Here is a 22,108-nt window from a genome sequence, read left to right as displayed (position 1 = left end):
GCTTATACAGATATCATTGAGTGACCGGTATTGAGAAATCCGGTGGTTTAGGGGGATAGAGCAACAATCGCACCACTCTTGCCAGGTTTGCCGGGAAATATAAAAAAATGTGAGGCGGCTCGAAACTTAACGGCTTTTTGTGAATGATCTCACAGGTACTAAATGAGAATTAAAATCACTCCTGGATTTTATTGTTGTCAGCTGTTTTATCACTTTTTCTCATTTCTCAAAATCAGTGATTCCTTATCATTATGATAAAAGCGCTTTGAGCCGTTTAAATATTTGAACGCAATCGTTTAACTGGAGTTGCTAAATTTTAGTATACCTTTTTTGCGCATTAATAAAGTCGTCTGGGGTATCAATATCTAAAATTATTTCTTCATTTTCTATTTCGACGGAATAATGTTCGCCCATGAGTAATGATTGACGCATATTGCTAATGTTAGGTCGTTGAACTGCCTGCATCAGGCATGATTTTGACACTAAAATCGGATGGCCGGGGATCCCCTTGTGCAAAGGAAGTATTGCCCCATTGTTACGCAATGCCCAGATTTTTCGGAATATATCACTGTTAATAGTGGGCATATCACCATGGGTGAGAAAACAAAATTCTGTTTGTACTACTGATGCTGCCGCTTTTACCGAGGTCAGTAACCCCTGCGCATAGTCTGGGTTGTGGATAATAATAATATTACTATGGTTCGTATAGCGATCATGCAGTTCATTACCACGATAACCCGTAACTAAAATAATTCGGCTACAGAACTGCAACGCATTTTTGATACTTGCATCAAGAATTGTTCCCTGTTGCCAGGGTAACATCATTTTCCATTGCCCCATTCGAGATGATAATCCGGCAGCAGTAATTATACAGTCGATAGCTGACATAGTGCTTCCATTATTTATATTGGTTAATAACGTCTGGAAATTTAGTCACTTCCAAATAAATGACGTGGTGAGGCTAATTTACCCCAGAGAGGTTCATAAAGTCTCGTGAAAAGTATAATTGACCCGGCTGCATTGTTTATTGATTTAGGCGCGCAGAAACGTCCTACCGTCATTTCCGTTGTTGGCGCTGGAGGGAAAACCAGTCTGCTTTTTTGGCTGGCGCAGTTATTTCAGTCTGGCGGTAGGCGCGTTTTAATCACCACAACGACACATATGTTTTTGCCAGAGTCCACCTGGCCCGTGATTTTCTGCCGTGATCCCGCAATGCTTCCTCGAACGTCTCTCTCATCGCCTGTTTCATTTTGTTTTCACCACTGGAAAGCGACGCAGGGGAAAGCCAAAGGATTTGCACCAGAGGCCATTGATGCGCTGACACAGCGCCCGGAATGTGACGTGATTCTCGTTGAGGCAGATGGTTCGCGTGGAATGCCCTTAAAAGCGCCGGATGAGCATGAACCTTGCATACCGCAAAGCAGTTGCTGCGTGATTGCTGTGATGAGCGGGCTCTTACTGGGCGAGAAAATAGGCGCAGAAAATGTCCATCGCTGGCCGCAGTTTGCCGACATTACCGGGCTGACGCCGGGTACCACCTTGCAACTGAGCGATCTCGTTACGTTGGTTCGCCACCCGTTGGGCGCATTTAAAAACGTACCGCAAGACTGTCGGCGGGTCTGGTTCATTAACCGTTTTTCTCATTGTGAGAATGCGATTGCGCAAAGTGAGCTACTTAAGCCGCTGCAACAACATGACGTAGAGGCAATCTGGCTGGGCGATATACAAGAATTTCCTGCAATCGCGCGCAGATTTGTGAATTAGCGGCCAGGGTACTCCGGGTTACTGAATGGATATCGATTGAGGTTGGTATGAATATTTTCACAGAGGCTGCAAAACTCGAAGAGCAAAATTGTCCGTTTGCGATGGCGCAAATTGTTGATAGCCGAGGCTCCACTCCCCGCCATTCTGCACAAATGTTAGTGCGCGCCGATGGTTCTATCGTCGGCACAATTGGTGGTGGAATGGTTGAGCGTAAAGTGATTGAAGAGTCGCTACAGGCATTGCAGGAACGTAAGCCGCGATTATTCCATGGGCGCATGGCTCGTAACGGCGCGGATGCCGTCGGGTCAGATTGCGGAGGCGCAATGTCAGTATTCATCAGCGTACATGGGATGCGGCCACGTTTGGTGTTGATCGGCGCAGGACATGTTAACCGGGCGATTGCCCAGAGTGCTGCATTATTAGGATTTGATATCGCCGTTGCCGATATTTATCGCGAAAGTCTGAACCCCGAACTTTTCCCACCATCAACTACGCTTCTACACGCTGAGTCGTTTGGCGCGGCAGTGGAGGCACTGGAGATTCGCCCTGATAATTTTGTCCTGATTGCCACCAATAATCAGGATCGTGAAGCCCTCGACAAACTCATTGAACAACCCATTGCATGGCTGGGTTTACTGGCCAGTCGCCGTAAGGTTCAGCTTTTCTTGCGCCAGTTACGCGAGAAAGGCGTCTCAGAAGATCATATTGCCCGTTTACATGCGCCAGTTGGCTACAACATTGGTGCGGAAACGCCACAGGAGATCGCCATCAGCGTGCTGGCAGAAATATTACAGGTGAAAAATAACGCGCCAGGAGGGCTGATGATGAAACCTTCACATCCTTCTGGACATCAACGTGTGGTGATTCGTGGGGCAGGCGATATTGCAACTGGCGTGGCTCTGCGTCTGTATCATGCTGGCTTCAAAGTGATCATGTTAGAAGTGGAAAAACCAACTGTGATTCGCTGCTCCGTGGCGTTTGCTCAGGCCGTATTTGACGGTGAAATGACAGTTGAAGGCGTTACAGCCCGTCTGGCTCAGACCTCCGTGGAAGCAATGACGTTGACTGAACGAGGGGTTATTCCGGTGATGGTGGATCCTGCCTGTTCACTGCTTGATGAGTTAAATCCCCTTTGTGTGGTGGACGCTATCCTGGCGAAACAGAATTTGGGTACGCGGGCAGATATGGCGCCAGTGACAATTGCGCTTGGGCCTGGTTTTACCGCAGGTAAAGATTGCCATGCGGTGATTGAAACAAATCGCGGGCACTGGCTTGGTCAAGTCATTTATTCCGGTTGTGCGCAGGAGAACACCGGCGTTCCCGGCAATATTATGGGGCATACCACCCGGCGAGTGATCCGCGCTCCGGCTGCGGGCATTATGCGTTCGAACGTGAAATTGGGCGATCTGGTTAAAGAGGGCGATGTCATTGCCTGGATTGGCGAGCATGAAATTAAAGCACCGTTGACGGGAATGGTGCGTGGATTGCTGAACGACGGACTGGCTGTGGTCGGCGGCTTTAAAATTGGTGATATCGATCCCCGTGGTGAAACGGCTGATTTCACCAGCGTTTCTGATAAAGCCAGAGCTATTGGCGGCGGTGTGCTGGAGGCGTTAATGATGCTGATGCATCAGGGCGTTAAAGCAACAAAAGAAGTGCTGGAAGTGGCTTAAATGAAATTGGCCGGATGGTATTACCTACCCGGCCAGAGAGTGATGACAAACGCCAAATATGCCTGATGCGCTACGCTTATCAGGCCTACAATCAATAGTATTGCAATGTATTGAACTTACGATGTTTTGTCGGCCGGATAAGGCATTCACGCCGCATCCGGCATCAACAAAGCGCACTTTGTTAACAGTCTTTGACCGGATGGCATCGTCATCCGACCTTTAAATTACTGGCAAATCACTGTTCCGGTTTTGCCTTCAATCCCTTCTTTCGCTTTGCTCAATACGGTAATCAGTGCTTCGCGGCCTGCACGAGAGCGAGCAAATGATGCGGCAGCTTCTACTTTCGGTAGCATAGAGCCTTTCGCAAAATGACCTTCTTCGATAAAGCGTTCTGCATCAGCCAATGACAGGCGGTCCAGCCATTGTTCATTTTCTTTGCCAAAGTTAATTGCCACTTTTTCGACGGCGGTAAGGATTATCAACATATCAGCATCGATCATTTCTGCCAGACGGGCGCTGGCCCAATCTTTATCAATAACTGCGCTGGCGCCGCGTAGATGGTTACCTTCACGAATCACAGGAATACCACCACCACCAACGGTAATCACAACCTGGCCTGCGTCCACCAACGCTTTTACCGTTTCTTTCTCAATGATATCAACTGGTTTCGGTGAAGCGACTACACGACGATAGCCGCGACCGGCATCTTCTTTCAGGGTATAGCCTTGTTTTGTCAGTAGCTCTGCTTCTTGTTCGGTAAAGAATGAACCGATTGGTTTCGTCGGATTGAGGAACGCGGGATCGTTAGCGTCGACTTCGACCTGGGTAACCAGAGTCGCAACGGGTTTATTAATGCCACGAGAAAGCAATTCTTCCCGTAAGGCGTTTTGCAGATCGTAACCAATATAGCCCTGACTTAAGGCGACACAGACAGACATTGGCAGCATCGGCGAGTGTGCTTCAGTTTTCGCGGCAGCTTCGAATGCCTGGTTAATCATACCCACCTGCGGTCCATTACCGTGTGTGACGATGACCTCATGTCCCTGGGCAATCAAATCGACAATTGCCTGAGACGTAATTTTCACCGCTTTCATTTGTCCGGCCAGATCGTCGCCCAGCGCATTCCCGCCCAGGGCGAGAACAATTTTCTTACTCATTTTTCCTCACTCATCATTCTTGATTGTGTATAGATCCCTGGCAGTGGTTAGATCACGGGAGGGACAAACGGTTTGCGTCGCAGAAAACGGCCACGTCCGGCTTTGCCTGTAAAGTTGCCGTCACAGAAGATCGTTTCACCACGAGATAGCGTTCTGACAATTGCTCCCTGACAGGTAAAGCCCTCCCAGGGAGAGTAGTCGGCGTTGTCGTGGAGATGACAATGCTGAATTTGTTGGCTCTGACGTGGGTCGATAATCACTACGTCGCCATCAGAACCTGGCGCCAATAATCCCTTTTGCGGCCACAGACCAAATAATCTGGCGGGCATCGCGCTGGTTAATTCCACAAAACGTTCAGGCGAAATGCGTCCGCTCATTACGCCGCTGGAAAATAGCAATTGCAGGCGATTTTCCACCCCGGGTAAGCCATTTGGGCAACGGCTGAAGTCGCCTTTGGAGATTTGCTGGCGTTGGGCCATTGAGAAGGTGCAGTGGTCAGTCGCGACGACGTCAATCGCGCCATCGCTGATACCGCACCACAGTTTGTCTTGTTCGCGAACATTGCGTAGCGGCGGACTAAGAATGAACTTCATTCCATCTTCTGTATCGTAACTGCGTTCGTCCAGCAGGAGATATTGCGGGCAAGTTTCCACCCAGACAGGCTGGTGATTCGCACGGGCAAGACGTAGATAATCCAGGCCTAAACCGTTAGACAGATGAACGATATAAAGTGGGGCATTACCGGCAAGCTGCGCCAGGTTGATCATCCGGGCGATAGCTTCTGCTTCGCACTCTAACGGTCGGCTCAATGCGTGATAGCGCGGTGCGGTTAGCCCGGCGGCGATAAACTCCGCTCGCTTACTGGCAATTGCCGCGTCATTTTCCGGGTGCACGGTAGTTAGTGCGCCGGATTCATGCAAACGACGTAGCGCTTGCAACACTTCGTCATCGTTGAGTTTGTATTGATAGGTTAAATAGAGTTTGAAACTGCTAAGCCCTTCTTCGACCATCATTGGAATTTCATCAAGAATGGCGTGATTAATATGCTGGATAACGCCATGAAAGCTGTAGTCGATGACTGCTTTATGGGCGGCATAACCGCGATAAACTTCCAGTTGATGGCGTAACCGACATCCGTTCGGGCCAAACCCCATATGGTCAATAATGGTTGTTGTACCGCCACACGCGGCTGCGCGGGTACCGGTAAAAAAATCATCACAACTGCGTGCAATACCGACATCAATATTGAAATGTGTATGGACATCCACGCCGCCAGGGAAAACATAACAACCCGCGGCATCAATGACCTCACAGGGGAGCTGCGGCGAAATATCGTTGCCCAACTGGCGAACAATACCGCTTTCAATCAACAAATCCTGCTTTGATTGTCCATCAGCGTTAACTACTGTGCCGTTTTTAATCAATACGCGCATAGCAAACTCCAGAACCCCTCCGGCGAACCGGAGGGGAATAAGTGACGAATAATTATTCTGTTGCCAGCCAGCTTAACGGGATTGCAGCGTACATAGCGGCACAGGTCACCAGATGAGATTTCCAGGTTTTTTCGTTTGGTGCGTGTGCTTCCGGTTCTTTACCCGGACCAAAGCCGATAACCGGAATGCCGTGGCGACCCATGATGGAGACGCCGTTAGTAGAGAAGGTCCACTTATCAACAACCGGAGCTTTGCCAAACAGACCTTCATAGGCATTGACCAGCGCTTTAACGGTGAAGTGATCTTCTTCCACTTTCCAGGTCGGGAAGTAGCATTCAGTTGGGTAAACCAGACCCGTCCAGGACGGGCGGTCGTAGTTGTACATAGAAACGACGGCATTCGCTTTCTGCACAGCCGGCAGGGCGCGGATTTCGTCCAGCGCGCCTTCCCAGGTTTCGCCCCAGGTCAGACGGCGGTCAATAGAGACTGCACAACTGTCTGCTACGGCGCAGCGGCTTGGAGAGGTGAAGAAAATTTCGGAAACGGTCAGAGTGCCTTTGCCAAGGAATTCGTCATAGCCCAAACGTTGGGACAGTTCTTGTAATTCGCCAAGAATCGGGCCCATTTTGAAAATAGCGTTATCTCCGCGTTCTGGTGCAGAGCCGTGGCAGCTAACACCTTGAACGTCAATGCGAATTTCCATACGACCGCGTTGACCACGGTATACCTGGCAATCAGTTGGTTCTGTACTGACCACAAATTCCGGGCGAATGCCGGATTGTTCAATAATGTACTGCCAGCACAGGCCGTCGCAGTCTTCTTCTTGTACTGTACCGGTTACCAGCAGGGTGTATTCGTCTTCCAGACCGAGGTCTTTAATGATCTTACCGGCATAAACCATAGACGCCATGCCACCTTCCTGGTCGGAAGTACCACGACCGCCGATAAGTTCATCGGTTTCCATACCTTCGTACGGGTCGAATTCCCAGTTTTTGATGTTACCAATACCAACGGTGTCGATATGTGCGTCCATCGCAACCAAACGTGGGCCGTGGCCGATATAACCGAGAACGTTGCCCATCGGGTCGATTTCAACTTTGTCGAAGCCGACTTTTTCCATCTCTTCTTTAATACGATGCACTACGCGTTTTTCGTCACAGCTTTCGCTGGGGATCGCAACCATATCGCGCAGAAAGCGAGTCATGTCTGCCTGGTAATCTTTTGCTTTTTCAAGAATCAGTTTGAATGGAATATTCTTAGCCATTATTTTTCTCCAGTTTTTACTCCCCGTTTTGCGAAGAGCAGTTCCAATAGGGTGATTAAGGTGCTACAGAGTGTTTGCCTTCCCAGACAACTTCGCGGTAGTGCTTCACGTCGGTGTCGCCTTCCGTGCTGATAACCAGCACCACGGCATCTTTGTTCAGCGCCAGTTTTTCCATCAGGCTTTGACGTTGTGGGTGATAATGAACTGCCGCAAGAACGCCTAAACCAACAGCGCCAGATTCACCGGAGATGATGCGCGGATCGTTGCCATACGGATTACCCAGCACGCGCATACCTAATGCGGCAACGCTGTCCTGGCAGGAAATGAATTGGGTGGCGCAGTTACGCAGGATTTCCCAGCCCAGCGGGTTAGGTTCGCCGCAGGCCAGGCCTGCCATGATAGTGGCCATATCGCCGCCAACGTTGACGATGTCGCCTTTGACGCCAGAACGATAAATACAGTCAGCTTTGTCAGGTTCAACAATAATGCTGTGCAGATTTTGTGGGCTATAGACATCGACCAGATAACCCAGCACTCCGCCGGCCATCGCACCGACGCCGGCTTGCAGCAGAACATGAGTCGGCGTTACACCCATTTCACGCATTTGCTCAACGGCTTCATCCGCCAGAGTGGCATAACCTTGCATGATCCAGGTTGGGATTTTTGTGTAGCCTTCCCAGGCGGTATCCTGCACCACTTCCCAGCCGTGTTGCTGTGCGTGTTGCATCGTCAGGCGAACGGTATCGTCATAGTTCATATCAGTGACGATACACTCGGCTCCCAGGTTCAGAATGGCGTCGACGCGCTCCTGAGCGGAACCTTTCGGCATATAAATCACCGCATTCTGACCGAGTTGCTGTGCAGCCCATGCCACACCGCGTCCGTGGTTGCCATCAGTAGTAGTGGCGAATGTCATTTTTTCACCGATGGCATTTTTCAGGTGCTCAAATGACAGTGTTTCGATATCAAGATGATATTTTTCGCACAGTAACTGAGCGATGGCATACGCACCGCCGAGCATTTTGAAGGCGTTAAGACCGAATCGTTTTGATTCGTCCTTAACGAGAATTTTCTTCACACCAAAAAGGTTTGCGAGATCGTCCAGCGCGCAAAGCGGCGTTGGGCGATAGCCAGCGATTTTCTGGTGGAACTGGCGCGCCAGTTTTGCCTGGCTTTGCGAAAAGAGCGGTGATGTTTCGCCGTTGAAAAATTTGTTATCGGCGATATCAATCTTCAATGAGAAAACGGACATATCCTATCCTTTTGGCCTCTGGAAATAGAGAGCCGACCTGTCGATCGGCTCAAGGGGGTTATTTCACGCGTTCTTGCGCTTCTTTCAGCAGTTGTTCGAGCAGTACGCCTGGTTTTGAATATTTACGAGAAAGGATCATCGCGGCGATGATATATGGCTTCCAGCTAGCTTCTTTGTAGGTTGCAATACGATATTTTTCGAATACGCCTTCAGTGACTTCACCTTCTTTGCAGGATACGCCGCTGATATCGGCTGGCAGGCAGTGCATATACAGGGCTTCACCGTCGCGGGTCAGTTCCATCATTTCTTCTGTGCAATGCCAGTCTTTGTGTTGTGCGTTCTGTGCCAGACACTGTTTTTCCAGTGCTTTCAGACCTTCATGATCATTAGCGCGCAGCAGTTCAGTACGTTCTTCCATCACCTTGTAAGGCGCCCATGATTTCGGATAAACGATGTCTGCATCTTTGAATGCCTCTTCCATGCTGGTGACCTGACGGAAGCTGCCGCCGGATGCTTTAGCATTGTTTTTAGCGACTTCAACGACATCTGGGATCAGGTCGTAACCTTCTGGATGGGCCAGAGTGACATCCATACCGAAGCGGGTCATCAGGCCGATGATGCCCTGAGGAACAGAGAGTGGTTTGCCGTAGCTTGGGGAATAAGCCCAGGTCATGGCGATTTTTTTACCTTTCAGGTTTTCCAGTGAACCAAAGTGTTCACGTAACCATGCCAGGTCAGCCATAGACTGAGTCGGGTGGTCAATATCGCATTGCAGGTTAACTAAAGCTGGACGCTGTGGCAGTACACCTTGTTTATAACCATCATCGAGCGCCGCGCCAACTTCACGCATATAGGCGTTGCCCGCACCCAGATACATATCGTCACGGATCCCGATTGCATCGGCGCAGAAGGAGATCATATTGGCGGTTTCGCGAACGGTTTCGCCGTGAGCAATTTGTGACTTACCTTCGTCGAGATCCTGTTGTGCAAGGCCGAGCAGGTTAAGTGCGGAAGCGTAAGAGAAGCGGGTACGAGTGGAGTTATCGCGGAATACGGAAATACCTAATCCACTGTTAAAGACTTTGGTTGAGATGTTTTCAGCACGCAGTGCTTTTAACGCTGCGGCAACGTCCAGTACTTGTTTCAGTTCGTCTGGCGTCTGTTCCCACGTTAGCAAAAAATCTTTCTCGTGCAGGTGAGAGGTCAGCGAATTGATATCCTTTATCAGCTCATTAACAGTTTTCATCATAAAGTCCCGGTAGTGGAATGACAGGCAAAGTGGTTTATTTCACTGTGACGTGCCAAATGATTGGTGTTTTCACAGCTATACCCGGAACTAACAATAAACATGCCAGAATTATCCACGCAGAAGCGAAATGCTAATTTGACAGGTAATATGTGGGTTTGATCACAAATTGATGCCATCCTCATATTCATCAGAAAATACGAAAACGTTTGGCTTTTTTTATAGTGTTATTTATTTGCTGCTAATTATCAGAAATAAGATAACGGGACAGGTTATCCCTCGTCAGTTTGATAAACTCCCCTACGTGATTCTCATATTGATATAGAAATGTGATATCTCTTCCATAATTTCATTAGAAAGTGATAAAAATCTTATGTTTTTATCAAAGCAAAATTCGCCTGAGTTAATATCATCATGATCTGTGAACCATCAACGTCTTCAATGATCGACTATTAAGTGATTCTGGAAGGTAAAGCTATGGAGCTTGCTACTACGCAGTCAGTATTGATGCAAATTCAACCAACAATTCAGCGTTTTGCCAGAATGCTTGCCAGCGTTTTGCAGCTTGAGGTTGAGATCGTTGATGAAAACTTGTGTCGCGTCGCTGGAACCGGCGCGTATGGGAAATTTCTTGGCCGCCAGCTGAGCGGCAACTCACGCTTGCTCCGCTATGTCCTCGAAACCAAAACCGAAAAGGTTGTGACACAGTCTCGCTTCGATCCTCTTTGCGAAGGTTGCGACAGTAAAGACAGTTGCCGTGAAAAAGCATTTCTTGGTACGCCTGTAATTTTACAGGATCGCTGTGTCGGGGTGATAAGTTTGATTGCTGTTACCCATGAGCAACAAGAACATATCAGTGATAATTTGCGCGAGTTCTCTGATTACGTTCGCCATATATCCACTATTTTTGTTTCAAAACTTCTGGAGGATCAGGGGCCAGGAGATAACATCAGTAAAATATTCGCCACTATGATCGATAATATGGATCAAGGTGTATTAGTTATTGATGAGGAAAATCGGGTTCAGTTTGTTAACCAGACGGCATTAAAAACGCTTGGTGTCGTGCAAAATAATATCATTGGGAAACCTATCCGTTTCAGGCCATTAACATTTGAGAGTAATTTTACCCATGGGCATATGCAACATATTGTCTCGTGGGATGATAAAAGTGAATTGATTATTGGTCAGTTGCATAACATCCAGGGACGACAACTATTTTTAATGGCATTTCACCAGTCCCATAGCAGTTTTTCTGTGGCAAATGCTACTGACGAACCGCATATTGAACAACTGGTGGGGGAATGTAGAGTGATGCGGCAATTAAAACGGCTCATTAGTCGCATCGCGCCCAGCCCATCGAGTGTTATGGTCGTAGGAGAAAGCGGAACTGGGAAAGAAGTTGTCGCCCGTGCTATCCATAAGTTGAGTGGGCGGCGGAACAAGCCCTTTATTGCTATTAACTGTGCGGCGATCCCAGAGCAGTTGCTGGAGAGCGAATTGTTCGGTTATGTCAAAGGCGCATTTACTGGCGCTTCTGCCAATGGTAAAACCGGGTTGATTCAGGCGGCGAACACGGGAACGCTATTTCTTGATGAAATTGGCGATATGCCGTTAATGCTGCAGGCAAAATTGTTGCGGGCCATTGAAGCGCGAGAGATCCTGCCGATTGGCGCCAGCAGTCCGATACAGGTCGATATCCGTATTATTTCTGCAACTAATCAGAATTTGGCCCAGTTTATTGCTGAAGGTAAATTTCGTGAAGATCTTTTCTATCGCTTGAATGTTATTCCGTTAACTCTGCCTCCGTTGCGTGAGCGTCAGGAAGATATTGAATTACTGGTCCATTACTTCTTACATCTGCATACGCGTCGCCTGGGGTCGGTTTACCCGGGCATTGCCCCTGATGTTGTTGAGTTATTACGTAAGCATCGCTGGCCGGGGAATTTGCGCGAGTTAAGCAATTTGATGGAATATCTGGTTAACGTTGTTCCTTCAGGCGAGGTCATTGACAGTACACTTCTGCCGCCAAATCTGCTGAATATCAGTACGGAACAAGCTGAAGGAGCAGAAGCCAGTGAAGCGCATTTGGCATTAGATGATGCAGGCGGCACTGCTCTGGAGGAGATGGAAAAACAGATGATTCGCGAGGCGCTTTCACGTCATAACAGTAAAAAGCAAGTCGCAGATGAACTGGGAATTGGTATTGCAACCCTCTATCGTAAGATAAAAAAATATGAATTGCTGGACGCATGACAGTAAAAATCCGGCCTGAATTCAGGCCGGATATCTCTTATTTTGTTTCCTCGCAATCCAGAACCGTATTTACAATCATTTGATATCCTGTGCAACGGCACAGATTCCCTGCCAGGCCGCGACGAATTTCCGTAATGGTTAATGGGTTCTCGCGTGGTTTCGCCAGCATTGCCGTGGTAGCCATAATAAGGCCCGGCGTACAAAACCCGCATTGCACTGCGCCGGATTTCGCATAAGCCTGCTGGACATGGGATAGTTTGCCGCCTTTCGCTTCACCTTCCAGAGTGCGGATCTCTTTTCCTTCAGCCCAGGCCGCCAGGTATAAACAACTGTCTATCGCGGTGCCGTCAACCAGCACCGTACAGGCACCACATTCGCCCACGCAACAACCTTGTTTGACACTAAGCAGTCCTTGCTCGCGAAGTAGTTCCGAGAGCGGCATGCCTGGCGCGGTGTGAAGCTGAAAAGGCATCCCGTTAATGGTGCATTCGATGGTAATCGTTTCGCTGTGATTCATTGCAATTTCCCCCCCGCCGCGGCGACGGCTTCGCTAATCACTTTTTTAGTCATCGTCTGGATGAGATGCAGACGAAACTCTTTACTTGCCCGCCAGGAAGAACGTGGGGCAACATCTTGCAGGACTGATTCGCTGATGGCTTCCAGCGTTTGTTGGTTTAATGGTGCATTTTGCGCAGCCTGTTCTGCATGCTGGCAACGAATCGGCGTTGGTGCGGCAACGCCAAATGCCAGACGCAACTCGCTGAAGTTGCCGTTATCCAGTCGGCAATGGGCGGCGCAACCAATGGTTGAAATATCCATTGCGTCACGCATAGCATATTTAAAGTGTGCGCTACCAGCGTGTGCTTTCGGTTGGGGGGGAAAGTGGAATGCGACCAGGATTTCATCGTGTTCAAGAGAAACTTTGCCTGGTCCGGTATGAAATCCGTTTATTGGGACGAAGCGGATCCCGCGTGGCGAATGAATTTCCAGCTTTGCGTCATAAATCAGCGTTGGTGTGGCAGAGTCTGCGCTAGTGGCGCCGTTGCAAATATTACCACCGTAGGTCGCGACGTTACGGATTTGCGGTCCGGCAATTGACGAAGCTGCGGCACATAACGCCGGAAGATGACACTGTGTTAACGGATTTTCAATGAGCTGGGTAAATGTTGTCGCTGAACCGATTCGTAGCGCGCCATCTTCCGCCAGCGTAACTCCCCGCAGTTCCGCCAGATTGTGGATATCAACAATATGGCGGTAACGGTCATTGTGATGGTGGAGCTGGATAAGCACATCAGTGCCGCCAGCGAGCAGTCTGGCCTGCGGATTGTCAGCCAGCAGGTTGATGGCATCGGCAATTGAGGTCGCGCGATGGTAAGAAGCAAAATCAAACATGATGTTTTCCTCAAATCAATCCTGCCAGATGGAATTCTTCGAACAACCGTTTTGGTGTCAGCGGCAGTGTATTGATTGCAACACCGGTGGCCATTTTCACCGCATTACGAATCGCCGCGGCGACAGGAATAATGGGCGGTTCACCCAGTGACTTATGTCCATATGCGGATTGCGGCTCACTAATTTCGACAAACGCGCTTTCCAGTTGTGGCAAATCTGGCATGGTCGGCATTTTGTAATCCAGCAGATTCGGGTTACGTACCACACCACTTTTAGCGTCGATAATCATCTCTTCAAATAGCGCCCAGCCAATGCCCATTCCCATTCCGCCGTGTACCTGACCTTCAGCCAGCAGCGGGTTAAGAATATGACCCGAATCATGGACGTTGAGGATGCGATTGATGGTCACTTTACACAGCGCAATATCAACCGTCAGATCGACAAAAGTGCAGCCAAATGCTGGCGGGTTCGTCGTCGTTTTTATTGAGCTTTCCGCAGAAAGTTGCCCGCCGCGCTCAGGATGATAAAAAGCATCCATCGCCAGCTCTTTTAGCGATAGCAATGGCTCTTCCGGTCTTTCAACCAGAACGACATTGCCTTTTATCAGCGTCAGATTCATTGCTGATTGATGCAGCATCACTGCAGCGTGGGCAATGATCTTCTCCTTCAACAACAGTGCTGCGTTGCGTAATGCCGGTGCGGCGACATAACTCTGGCGTGAAGCAAATGCGCCTGGGTCAAACGGTGTAATATCGGTATCTTGCGTTGAAATCACGCGTACATCGCTGACGGGAACACCTACGGTTTCAGCGACCATCTGTGAGAATACTGTATCGGCACCCTGGCCGATCTCTGTGGCCCCACTCTGGACATTGATGGTTCCATCCTGGTTCATCAATAAGCGTGCGCCAGCAATTTCAACACCGACGGGCCATGTGTTTGAGGTGTAACTAAAGCAGGCTACGCCAACGCCGCGGCGCAGATTGCCTTGCTGCTTCTGGCATGCTGCACGACGCTTGTCCCATTCAAAGATTTCACGTCCTTTTTCCAGACACTCAGACAATCCGGCACTGTAAATGCGTTTGCCCGTGAGTGGATTGGCATCACCTTCGCGGGCTGCATTGCGTAAACGTATTTCTACCGGGTCGATATTTAGTGCTTCGGCGGCGTCATCAAGTAGTGATTCGACAGCAAATACCACTTGCGGCGCGCCATAGCCACGCATCGCGCCAGCCGAGGGTAAGTTGGTATAGCAGGTCTTTGAGCTGTAAGCGTAGGCGCAACGAGGATAAAGATAAGCGACTTTATTACCGCCCGCAGAGGCAATGGAATGACCGTGCGAGGCATAGGCACCAGTGTTGGACAGAACATCCAGACTATAACCTTTTAACGTACCGTCGCGGTTCACCCCCATCTGCCCATCAATGGTGAAGGCATGACGGGTACGAGTCGCCAGGAAACACTCTTCGCGGCTAAGCGAAACTTTCACCGGAATGCCGCCAAGCTTACTGGTCAGGAATGCCGCCATTGGCTCTTCCAGCACATCTTGCTTATTACCAAAACCACCGCCGACAAACGGTTTAATCACTCTCACGCACGACCAGGGAATATCCAGTGCCTGACCAACAACCCGGCGAACAATATGCGGGATTTGAGTGCTGGAAACGATCGTAATTCGTGAATCATCTTCCATCCATGCCAGCGATGTTACGCTTTCCATATGGCAATGTTGAATGACCGGCGTCTGATAGTGCCCCTGAATCTGGTAATCTGCCGCGTCGATTGTTTGCTGGACATTACCTGTCGACATCGCGCTTTGTTTTAGCAAATTACCACCGCTATGAATTGGCGTAGCATCTTCTGCAAGTGCCGCTTCTGGCGTAGTAATGACGGGTAATTCTTGCCATTCGATATGCACAAGTTGTGCTGCTTTTTCTGCCGTGAGTTCATCACGGGCAACGACGATAGCAACTGCATCGCCATGGTGGCGAACGTGACGAGTTAACAAGGCGCGATCGGCAATGTCACGTTTATTTTCATCCAGAGTCCATGCATGTCCTGCTGTGGCAAACGCAATGTCAGGCACATCTTCCCAGGTGAAAATGGCCAGCACACCAGGTAAGTTTCTGGCTTCTTCATCGTTAATACTCACGGCATAACCATGTGCAATTGGACTACGTACATATTTCGCGTAGCACATGCCTGCCATAACATAATCATCTGTATATCGTGCCCGCCCGGTGACTTTGGCAATAGCATCTACGCGCATGCATGATTCACCTGTAGCGGTAGCTTCCCGCGCTTCCATTAAAATCCCCTTGGTTTGAATATTTCATTCTTAATGGCAATGATTGAGGTAATGCAGGCAAGAATTACGCCAGAAACGACTATAAGCGTGAGGTGAGGAGGGAAGTGTGATGTCGTTAAAAAAACGACGGAGATGATGTGATTTTATCAGTAATGAAAAAGGGGAGATCGTATCAATATGAGCGTGATAAAAATCATTGTGATAAATAAACTTTGGGCATTATCTGAAAATTGTATTTATCGTTTTTGTTGGTCTGTGGTTAATCGAAAAGAGATTCAATAACAAAACGAGCATTGTACAGGAGATGTTCCAGAGCAATGGATTGGGGATCTGGCGGGTGGCTGCTATGATATAGCGTCTTGTTTTTTGAGAGAGGAACAATTTTGAGCGCAGGACGCCTGAATAAACACACTCTGGGGATTGTGATGCTGTTATCGACAGGACTGCTTTTGGCGGGCTGTTCGGGTAGCAAATCATCAAATACCGAAACGTATTCTGGCTCCGTTTACACCGTGAAACGGGGGGATACGCTTTATCGTATTTCACGCACCACGGGAACCAGCGTAAAAGAACTCGCCCGGCTGAACGGTATTTCTCCTCCGTATACCATAGAAGTCGGCCAAAAACTGAAACTCGGTGGGGCGAAAAGCAGCAGCGGCTCGCGTAAATCCACTGCAAAATCGACGACGAAAACAGCCGCTGTAACGCCATCTTCAGCGGTTCCAAAATCTTCATGGCCGCCGGTTGGTCAACGTTGCTGGTTATGGCCAACGACAGGGAAAGTTATCGTACCGTATTCGACGGCAGATGGCGGCAATAAAGGGATTGATATCTCAGCGCCGCGCGGTACGCCAATTTACGCCGCAGGCGCTGGAAAGGTCGTGTATGTCGGTAATCAATTGCGTGGTTACGGTAATCTCATCATGATTAAACACAGTGAAGATTACATCACCGCATACGCCCATAACGACACGATGTTGGTGAACAATGGGCAAACGGTAAAGGCAGGGCAAAAAATTGCGACGATGGGGAGTTCTGATGCGGCATCTGTGCGTCTGCATTTCCAGATTCGCTATCGGGCGACAGCTATCGATCCGTTGCGCTATTTGCCACCGCAGGGCAGTAAGCCAAAATGTTGACGGCGAATTAATCGCCATTCAGTGGGGAAGTCCCTTGCCAAGAAGAGCGTAAGGTTTATAATCCCTTACGCTCTTTAATACAGAGTTAGTTTAGCGGTGGCGCATGCAACCTGAGTGTTAAGCGTTCCGACAACGTGATCATTCGCGAGTGTAGCTCAATGGTAGAGCTTTTGGTTCCCAACCAAATGACGGGGGTTCGATTCCCCTCACTCGCTCCACTTCCTGAACAGCGAAAGCAGATACAGACACCCGTTCTGGTGATTCTGTCTCCCACCCGTGATATGAATAGCACTTAACAGAGTGGTATTCGCATTTACCAGGCGACTTCAGTGCCTGTTCCGCAGGACAGCAAATGCAAAACCATTAGCAGCGTCTGTTTTTGCTGGGACAATTCCTGTTGCGCTATAAAACCACCTTCCAAAGGCTAATCTTCTGTAATAAACATAACTCAATATAGACAACCTTACTTATCTGGATTAAGTAAATAACCTTATTTTCAAAATATTATAGAAGTGGTTAGCTACAGTTTTAAACCAGACTGTATGGATTCTTGATTTTTTATGAAAAGGAAATCGGTTGTAGATATTTTCCTCACAAGTGTACTTGCTTGTATGCCGACTTATGCAATGTCATCAGAAATGACGAGTGAATCTGTTTTTAGCCATCTGAATGAAAAGCCATCAGCAATAAATAAAAGTTATTTATCAATAAATCCAGAAAAGTATCCGAATTATCCAATATATATACACGCAGATAAATTAAAAAATGAGATAAAGAGTAGTTATACACAAAACGATCTTTTGCAACTGACAAAAATTACAGAGAATACACGTAAACTGGCACTTACTGATAAGCCATGGGGAACGTTTATCCTTGCGTCGACATTTGAAGATGATAAAACGGCTGAAGAAACCCATTATGATGCGGTCTGGCTCAGGGATAGTCTATGGGGATATCTGGCATTAGCATCAGATGAAAATAATAAAGATTCGGCAAAAAAAGTGTTGTTAACGCTTTGGGATTATATGTCGACGCCAGAGCAAATAAAACGAATGCAGGATGTCATAAATAATCCAGAACTAATAAATGCACCTAATGGACAAATGAATGCCGTGCATATCCGCTTTGATAGTAACTCCTCCGTAATGGCAGATGTCCAGGAAGGTGGCAAACCTCAGTTATGGAACCATAAACAAAATGATGCCCTTGGGTTGTACCTTGATATTCTTATTCAGGCTGCTGATACGGGGATAATTAAAGCTGAAGACTGGGAAAAAGGGGACCGTTTAAAGTCAGTCGTGCTTCTTGTTGCCTACCTGGATAAGGTTTGTTTTTACAGAATGGAAGATTCTGGTGCGTGGGAAGAGGATGCTCGTCTCAATACATCATCAGTCGCGTTGGTCACATCGGGACTGGAACGCCTTGTTACATTACTTGCCAGGAAACAGTCTGATTTTGCTACGGAGCTAGTGAAGGAGGCGAAAATTAATGAACTGGATGAGCCGCTGACCATTGACAGACTCAATCACCAAATTGATAAAGGATATGAAAGAATCACTTTGCAGCTTGATCTTGGTGGAGAATCTCCAGGTTATCTGGGAAGTGATAAACACTACCGGGAAGCAGACGCGGCACTACTCAATATTATTTATCCTGCTAATCTTTCTAAGATAAATACCAGACGTAAGGAGCAGGTACTAAAGTTGGTAAAAACGCTGGCAGGTCCTTACGGTATAAAAAGGTACGAGAAAGATAACTACCAGTCAGCCAATTTTTGGTTTAACAATATAAAAACGGATACTGATGAACTCTCTCATATAAAGAGAGAGAATAGTTTTATTCCTTCAACAGAAGCAGAATGGTTTTTTGACTCATGGTATGCAAAATCAGCAGTGATTGTTTATAAAGAAACTCAGAAAGATCAATACTTAAATGATGCTGTAAAATTTATGAATCGTTCTATAGCTCAGATTACAGGAGCGAACATGATTGGCGCAAATGGCAGAAATGTACCGGAAATGGCATTGCCGGAAAGCTATAATTATATCTATTTATCAGGCAGTTTACATGAAGTTCCAAGCCCAATTATCCCGCTAAACTGGTCAAAAGCATCGATGACATTAATGCTGAAAGAGTTTTCAAGCGTCATGCATGATAAGGTGGATGCAAATCATTAACTTATCAATTGCGGTTCTTAATGTTAAGAGCCGCAATTGATTGCGTTTGCGGATAAGGAAAATAAGAAAATGAATATACTTCTGCTTATCTATCTGCTCGGCGTATTTTTTACTTCCATAGTGATCTTTATTTTGTCAGAAGAAACTTTACTCTTTCGTTTTTTCTCTGCAATTATAGTTGGTTTGACATGGCCGTTAAGTCTTTTTCCTGCTGTTATAAGTCTGATGATACACAAATCTGAGCAATAAGATAAATGCAAGTACAACTCAGAAAAACATAAGCACTCCCAAAGAGAGGAAATGATTAACTCTACGAAAGGAAATAAATCTTTAATAAGAATCACAAAAATAATGACCTTCACATAAAATATTAACCAGGTAACATCCATGACGACTTACTAAAAATATAAGAACATCTAATTTGATAATGTTTCTTGTGTAATTTATTGATAAATAACATGTTTATGAGGTTGTTTGTGTAAGGGTAATGAAGATTAAGTATTATTTATTCGGCGATAATCATCATTTTTTAATCATGTTTCTGTTGAAAGTTTATGGAGAATGAGAATATGGAATAAGGAGATGAAACATGATTGAAGAAGGGCTGTTACTTCCAATGAGTGTTTTGCTTCAAGGACAGAAGTTAACTCTGCTGGACCCAGAATTGTGGTTCTTAAGATACAATGAAAATCAAGATGTAAGCCTTGCTGTTAGCATTGGGAACAATCATCAAAGAATAATTATTGTAGAAGATGTTTTACTTCTACTTGATAGAAGCCAAATTGAGGTGATCACGGGAAAAGTTGTCTATCACCCACTGCGAATTGATATCCTGAGTAAACTATTAGCTTTTATAGATGAGTCCGCAGGTGTTGCAGAAAGAGAACATCATGAGTTTTTTGCCGATGCAATACCCTTTACATCCGAGATGGTACTATTTAGTAAGGTTGCAAGTGAAGCCTGGTTTCTGGCTGTTTATCTTAGCAATGATAATGCTAACGAAATATTATTTAGACATCTAAGGAAAACAGAGTGTTATAAGCTCGTTCGTTATTTATTATCTCAATCACTTATGCAAACTTCACTGTATGATCTTGGTGAACTCTACGGTGTTTCATATTCACATTTTCGTCGTTTATGCAGTTATGCTTTGGGCGGTAAAGTTAAAACAGAACTCTGTGGATGGAGAGTCGCAAGAGCAGTATTAGAAATCATTGAGGGCAATAGTGATATGACTACTATTGCCCATAAGTATGGTTATTCTTCTTCATCCCATTTTTCTGCGGAAGTAAAAAGCCGATTAGGAAAAACACCAAGAGAACTCTGTAAGAAGTTATAATAATATGAAAATAAAATCACAGATCACATTATTATTTGTTACGATTTTTTTTATCTTCCCGGTATTTGCTACATCTATGGCTGCGGCAACAACAGCTAATGGGTATATGGCAAATAAAGAAAATTTACGTAGTTTTTTTGAAACCGTATCATCGTATGCAGGGAAGCCAACTATCGTAAGTAAGATAGCGATGAAAAAGCAAATTAGTGGCAACTTTGATTTAACAGATCCTTATGCATTGATTGAGCGTCTTTCACGACAAATGGGACTCATTTGGTATGATGATGGCAAAGCTATTTATATTTATGACTCATCTGAAATGCGTAATGCATTAATCACTTTACGAAAAATTTCGACAGCAGAATTTAATAATTTCTTAAAACGGTCAGGACTCTATAATGTTCGTTATGAAATAAAGGGAGGAAGTAATGGAACTTTTTATGTTTCAGGTCCTCCTGTTTATGTTGAACTGGTGATCAATGCTGCAAAACTACTTGAGCAAAATAGTGATGGAATAGAAATTGGAAGTAATAAAATAGGTGTTATACATCTCATTAACACTTTCGTGAACGATCGAAATTATGATTTACGCGGTGAGCATATTGTAATTCCTGGCATGGCAAAAGTGCTCTCAACTTTACTGAATAGTCATGTTAAGCAAGGTACAGGTGTTAACGTACTGTCTGAACTTTCCAGCTCTCAGCAGATAAAAAATCCAACCCGGATGCCTCCCTTTCCTGTGGGAGATGAAGAAGAGAGTGATTTACAGGTAGAAAAAATAATTTCAACAAGTGGCGCGCCATCTACAGATGACATACAAATCATCGCTTATCCAGACACAAACAGTTTGTTGGTTAAAGGAACCGTTTCCCAGGTTAATTTTATTGAAAAGCTAGTAACCGCTTTAGATATTCCCAAAAGGCATATTGAATTATCTTTATGGATTATAGATATTGATAAAACAGATTTGGAACAGATAGGTGCAGACTGGTCTGGTACGATAAAAATTGGTTCTAATTTAAGTGCATCATTTAATCGTACTGGTTCAATTAGTACCCTCGATGGGACTCAGTTTATTGCAACTATACAGGCCCTTGCACAAAAGAAAAGAGCTGCAGTGGTGTCTCGTCCAGTTGTACTAACCCAGGAAAATATACCTGCAATATTTGATAATAACCGTACTTTCTATACTAAGTTAGTTGGGGAGCGAACTGCTGAACTGGATGAAGTCACTTACGGTACAATGATCAGTGTGCTTCCCCGTTTTGCAGCGAAGAATCAAATTGAATTATTACTCAATATTGAAGATGGCAATGAAATAAGTTCAGAACATACAAATGTTGATGACTTGCCACAGGTCGGACGGACATTGATTAGTACGGTGGCACGGGTTCCTCAAGGAAAAAGTTTATTAGTTGGGGGATATACTCGAAATACTAACACTTATGAGAGTAGAAAAATACCTATACTGGGTAGCATTCCTTTTATTGGAAAGTTATTTAGCTATGAAGGAACAAATGAAAATAATATTGTGCGTGTGTTTCTTATAGAACCAAGAGAAATCGATGAAGGTATGATGAATAATGCAAATGACGCTGCGGTTGATGCCAGCGCTATTTCTGAGCAAATGGTAAGAAATAAAGATATTAAAGATGAATTGCTACAAAAATGGGTAAAAACATATCTTAATCGTGAAGTCGTCGGAGGATAA

At 46.3% G+C, this 22,108-nt stretch carries 17 protein-coding genes and 1 tRNA gene; 9 read left to right on the top strand and 9 right to left on the bottom strand.

All coding sequences use genetic code 11. From position 1 onward, the window contains the following. Nucleotides 1-309 precede the first annotated feature (309 nt). Nucleotides 310-888, bottom strand: a complete 579-nt coding sequence (gene mocA, locus PS053_RS09670; protein WP_001272836.1) for a molybdenum cofactor cytidylyltransferase — start codon at nt 886-888, stop codon at nt 310-312. Nucleotides 889-993: 105 nt separating this feature from the next. On the opposite strand from mocA, the gene yqeC reads away from it, so the two are divergent. Beyond that, nucleotides 994-1,764: a selenium cofactor biosynthesis protein YqeC gene (gene yqeC, locus PS053_RS09665; RefSeq protein ID WP_000835682.1), complete on the top strand. Its 771-nt coding sequence runs from the start codon at nt 994-996 to the stop codon at nt 1,762-1,764. 47 nt (nt 1,765-1,811) lie between these two features. Beyond that, nucleotides 1,812-3,437 (top strand): selenium-dependent molybdenum cofactor biosynthesis protein YqeB, encoded by a 1,626-nt coding sequence (yqeB, locus tag PS053_RS09660; protein ID WP_001020393.1) that lies wholly within the window; start codon nt 1,812-1,814, stop codon nt 3,435-3,437. Nucleotides 3,438-3,661: 224 nt separating this feature from the next. On the opposite strand, the gene arcC is transcribed toward yqeB, so the two are convergent. The 5 genes from arcC to ygeW are packed head-to-tail and all read right to left on the bottom strand — an operon-like array spanning nt 3,662 to nt 9,789. After that, a complete protein-coding gene (arcC, locus tag PS053_RS09655) occupies nt 3,662-4,594 on the bottom strand; it encodes a carbamate kinase (RefSeq protein WP_000037981.1) in 933 nt (310 codons plus the stop codon). 47 nt (nt 4,595-4,641) lie between these two features. Next, entirely contained in the window at nt 4,642-6,027 is a 1,386-nt protein-coding gene (hyuA, locus tag PS053_RS09650; protein ID WP_025238435.1) for a D-phenylhydantoinase, read from the bottom strand. Between the two features lie 52 nt (nt 6,028-6,079). After that, on the bottom strand, nt 6,080-7,291 hold the full coding sequence (locus PS053_RS09645) for a YgeY family selenium metabolism-linked hydrolase (protein WP_001107129.1): 1,212 nt from the start codon (nt 7,289-7,291) through the stop codon (nt 6,080-6,082). Nucleotides 7,292-7,346: 55 nt separating this feature from the next. Continuing rightward, complete coding sequence (dpaL, locus tag PS053_RS09640) at nt 7,347-8,543, bottom strand: diaminopropionate ammonia-lyase (RefSeq protein WP_000110494.1); 1,197 nt, start codon at nt 8,541-8,543, stop codon at nt 7,347-7,349. Between the two features lie 58 nt (nt 8,544-8,601). Continuing rightward, on the bottom strand, nt 8,602-9,789 hold the full coding sequence (gene ygeW, locus PS053_RS09635; RefSeq protein ID WP_024165344.1) for a knotted carbamoyltransferase YgeW: 1,188 nt from the start codon (nt 9,787-9,789) through the stop codon (nt 8,602-8,604). Nucleotides 9,790-10,266: 477 nt separating this feature from the next. Between ygeW and PS053_RS09630 the strand changes: the two genes are divergently transcribed. Continuing rightward, nucleotides 10,267-12,042: a sigma-54 interaction domain-containing protein gene (locus PS053_RS09630; protein ID WP_000417827.1), complete on the top strand. Its 1,776-nt coding sequence runs from the start codon at nt 10,267-10,269 to the stop codon at nt 12,040-12,042. A gap of 37 nt (nt 12,043-12,079) precedes the next feature. Here the strand turns inward: PS053_RS09630 and xdhC are convergent, their stop codons facing one another. From xdhC to xdhA, 3 genes are read right to left on the bottom strand one after another with little or no spacing between them, the layout of a single operon-like run. After that, nucleotides 12,080-12,559, bottom strand: coding sequence for a xanthine dehydrogenase iron sulfur-binding subunit XdhC (gene xdhC, locus PS053_RS09625; protein WP_256878863.1), 480 nt, complete (start codon nt 12,557-12,559; stop codon nt 12,080-12,082). Beyond that, nucleotides 12,556-13,434 carry a xanthine dehydrogenase FAD-binding subunit XdhB gene (gene xdhB / locus PS053_RS09620; protein WP_000459210.1) on the bottom strand — a complete coding sequence of 293 codons (879 nt, stop codon included), beginning with the start codon at nt 13,432-13,434 and terminating at the stop codon, nt 12,556-12,558. The genes xdhC and xdhB overlap by 4 nt, the downstream gene beginning before the upstream one ends. Nucleotides 13,435-13,444: 10 nt before the next feature. Further along, nucleotides 13,445-15,742 carry a xanthine dehydrogenase molybdenum-binding subunit XdhA gene (gene xdhA / locus PS053_RS09615; RefSeq protein ID WP_000388094.1) on the bottom strand — a complete coding sequence of 766 codons (2,298 nt, stop codon included), beginning with the start codon at nt 15,740-15,742 and terminating at the stop codon, nt 13,445-13,447. 383 nt (nt 15,743-16,125) lie between these two features. On the opposite strand from xdhA, the gene actS reads away from it, so the two are divergent. The 6 genes from actS (at nt 16,126) to sctC (ending at nt 22,108) form a co-directional block, all read left to right on the top strand. Next, nucleotides 16,126-16,881 (top strand): amidase activator ActS, encoded by a 756-nt coding sequence (gene actS / locus PS053_RS09610; RefSeq protein WP_010331023.1) that lies wholly within the window; start codon nt 16,126-16,128, stop codon nt 16,879-16,881. Between the two features lie 144 nt (nt 16,882-17,025). After that, nucleotides 17,026-17,099 (top strand) — tRNA-Gly (locus tag PS053_RS09605). A gap of 393 nt (nt 17,100-17,492) precedes the next feature. After that, nucleotides 17,493-19,058 carry a glycoside hydrolase family 15 protein gene (locus PS053_RS09600; RefSeq protein ID WP_370649773.1) on the top strand — a complete coding sequence of 522 codons (1,566 nt, stop codon included), beginning with the start codon at nt 17,493-17,495 and terminating at the stop codon, nt 19,056-19,058. Between the two features lie 69 nt (nt 19,059-19,127). Next, nucleotides 19,128-19,307, top strand: a complete 180-nt coding sequence (locus PS053_RS09595; protein WP_001023678.1) for a GhoT/OrtT family toxin — start codon at nt 19,128-19,130, stop codon at nt 19,305-19,307. A gap of 340 nt (nt 19,308-19,647) precedes the next feature. Continuing rightward, entirely contained in the window at nt 19,648-20,397 is a 750-nt protein-coding gene (locus PS053_RS09590) for a helix-turn-helix domain-containing protein (RefSeq protein ID WP_000568785.1), read from the top strand. Nucleotides 20,398-20,401: 4 nt separating this feature from the next. Continuing rightward, on the top strand, nt 20,402-22,108 hold the full coding sequence (gene sctC, locus PS053_RS09585; RefSeq protein WP_059236711.1) for a type III secretion system outer membrane ring subunit SctC: 1,707 nt from the start codon (nt 20,402-20,404) through the stop codon (nt 22,106-22,108).

It is taken from the genome of Escherichia albertii (assembly GCF_028622335.1).
In the GTDB taxonomy this organism is placed as follows: domain Bacteria; phylum Pseudomonadota; class Gammaproteobacteria; order Enterobacterales; family Enterobacteriaceae; genus Escherichia; species Escherichia albertii.
Note: the sequence above shows the minus strand (reverse complement) of the source record. Positions and strands in the feature narration are given on the sequence as shown.

Coding starts and splice junctions, on each gene's coding strand:
- mocA (WP_001272836.1), bottom strand. CDS start 888: ATGTCAGCTATCGACTGTATAATTACTGCTGCCGGATTATCATCTCGA.
- yqeB (WP_001020393.1), top strand. CDS start 1,812: ATGAATATTTTCACAGAGGCTGCAAAACTCGAAGAGCAAAATTGTCCG.
- arcC (WP_000037981.1), bottom strand. CDS start 4,594: ATGAGTAAGAAAATTGTTCTCGCCCTGGGCGGGAATGCGCTGGGCGAC.
- hyuA (WP_025238435.1), bottom strand. CDS start 6,027: ATGCGCGTATTGATTAAAAACGGCACAGTAGTTAACGCTGATGGACAA.
- PS053_RS09645 (WP_001107129.1), bottom strand. CDS start 7,291: ATGGCTAAGAATATTCCATTCAAACTGATTCTTGAAAAAGCAAAAGAT.
- dpaL (WP_000110494.1), bottom strand. CDS start 8,543: ATGTCCGTTTTCTCATTGAAGATTGATATCGCCGATAACAAATTTTTC.
- ygeW (WP_024165344.1), bottom strand. CDS start 9,789: ATGAAAACTGTTAATGAGCTGATAAAGGATATCAATTCGCTGACCTCT.
- PS053_RS09630 (WP_000417827.1), top strand. CDS start 10,267: ATGGAGCTTGCTACTACGCAGTCAGTATTGATGCAAATTCAACCAACA.
- xdhC (WP_256878863.1), bottom strand. CDS start 12,559: ATGAATCACAGCGAAACGATTACCATCGAATGCACCATTAACGGGATG.
- xdhB (WP_000459210.1), bottom strand. CDS start 13,434: ATGTTTGATTTTGCTTCTTACCATCGCGCGACCTCAATTGCCGATGCC.
- xdhA (WP_000388094.1), bottom strand. CDS start 15,742: ATGGAAGCGCGGGAAGCTACCGCTACAGGTGAATCATGCATGCGCGTA.
- PS053_RS09600 (WP_370649773.1), top strand. CDS start 17,493: ATGCCGACTTATGCAATGTCATCAGAAATGACGAGTGAATCTGTTTTT.
- PS053_RS09595 (WP_001023678.1), top strand. CDS start 19,128: ATGAATATACTTCTGCTTATCTATCTGCTCGGCGTATTTTTTACTTCC.
- PS053_RS09590 (WP_000568785.1), top strand. CDS start 19,648: ATGATTGAAGAAGGGCTGTTACTTCCAATGAGTGTTTTGCTTCAAGGA.
- sctC (WP_059236711.1), top strand. CDS start 20,402: ATGAAAATAAAATCACAGATCACATTATTATTTGTTACGATTTTTTTT.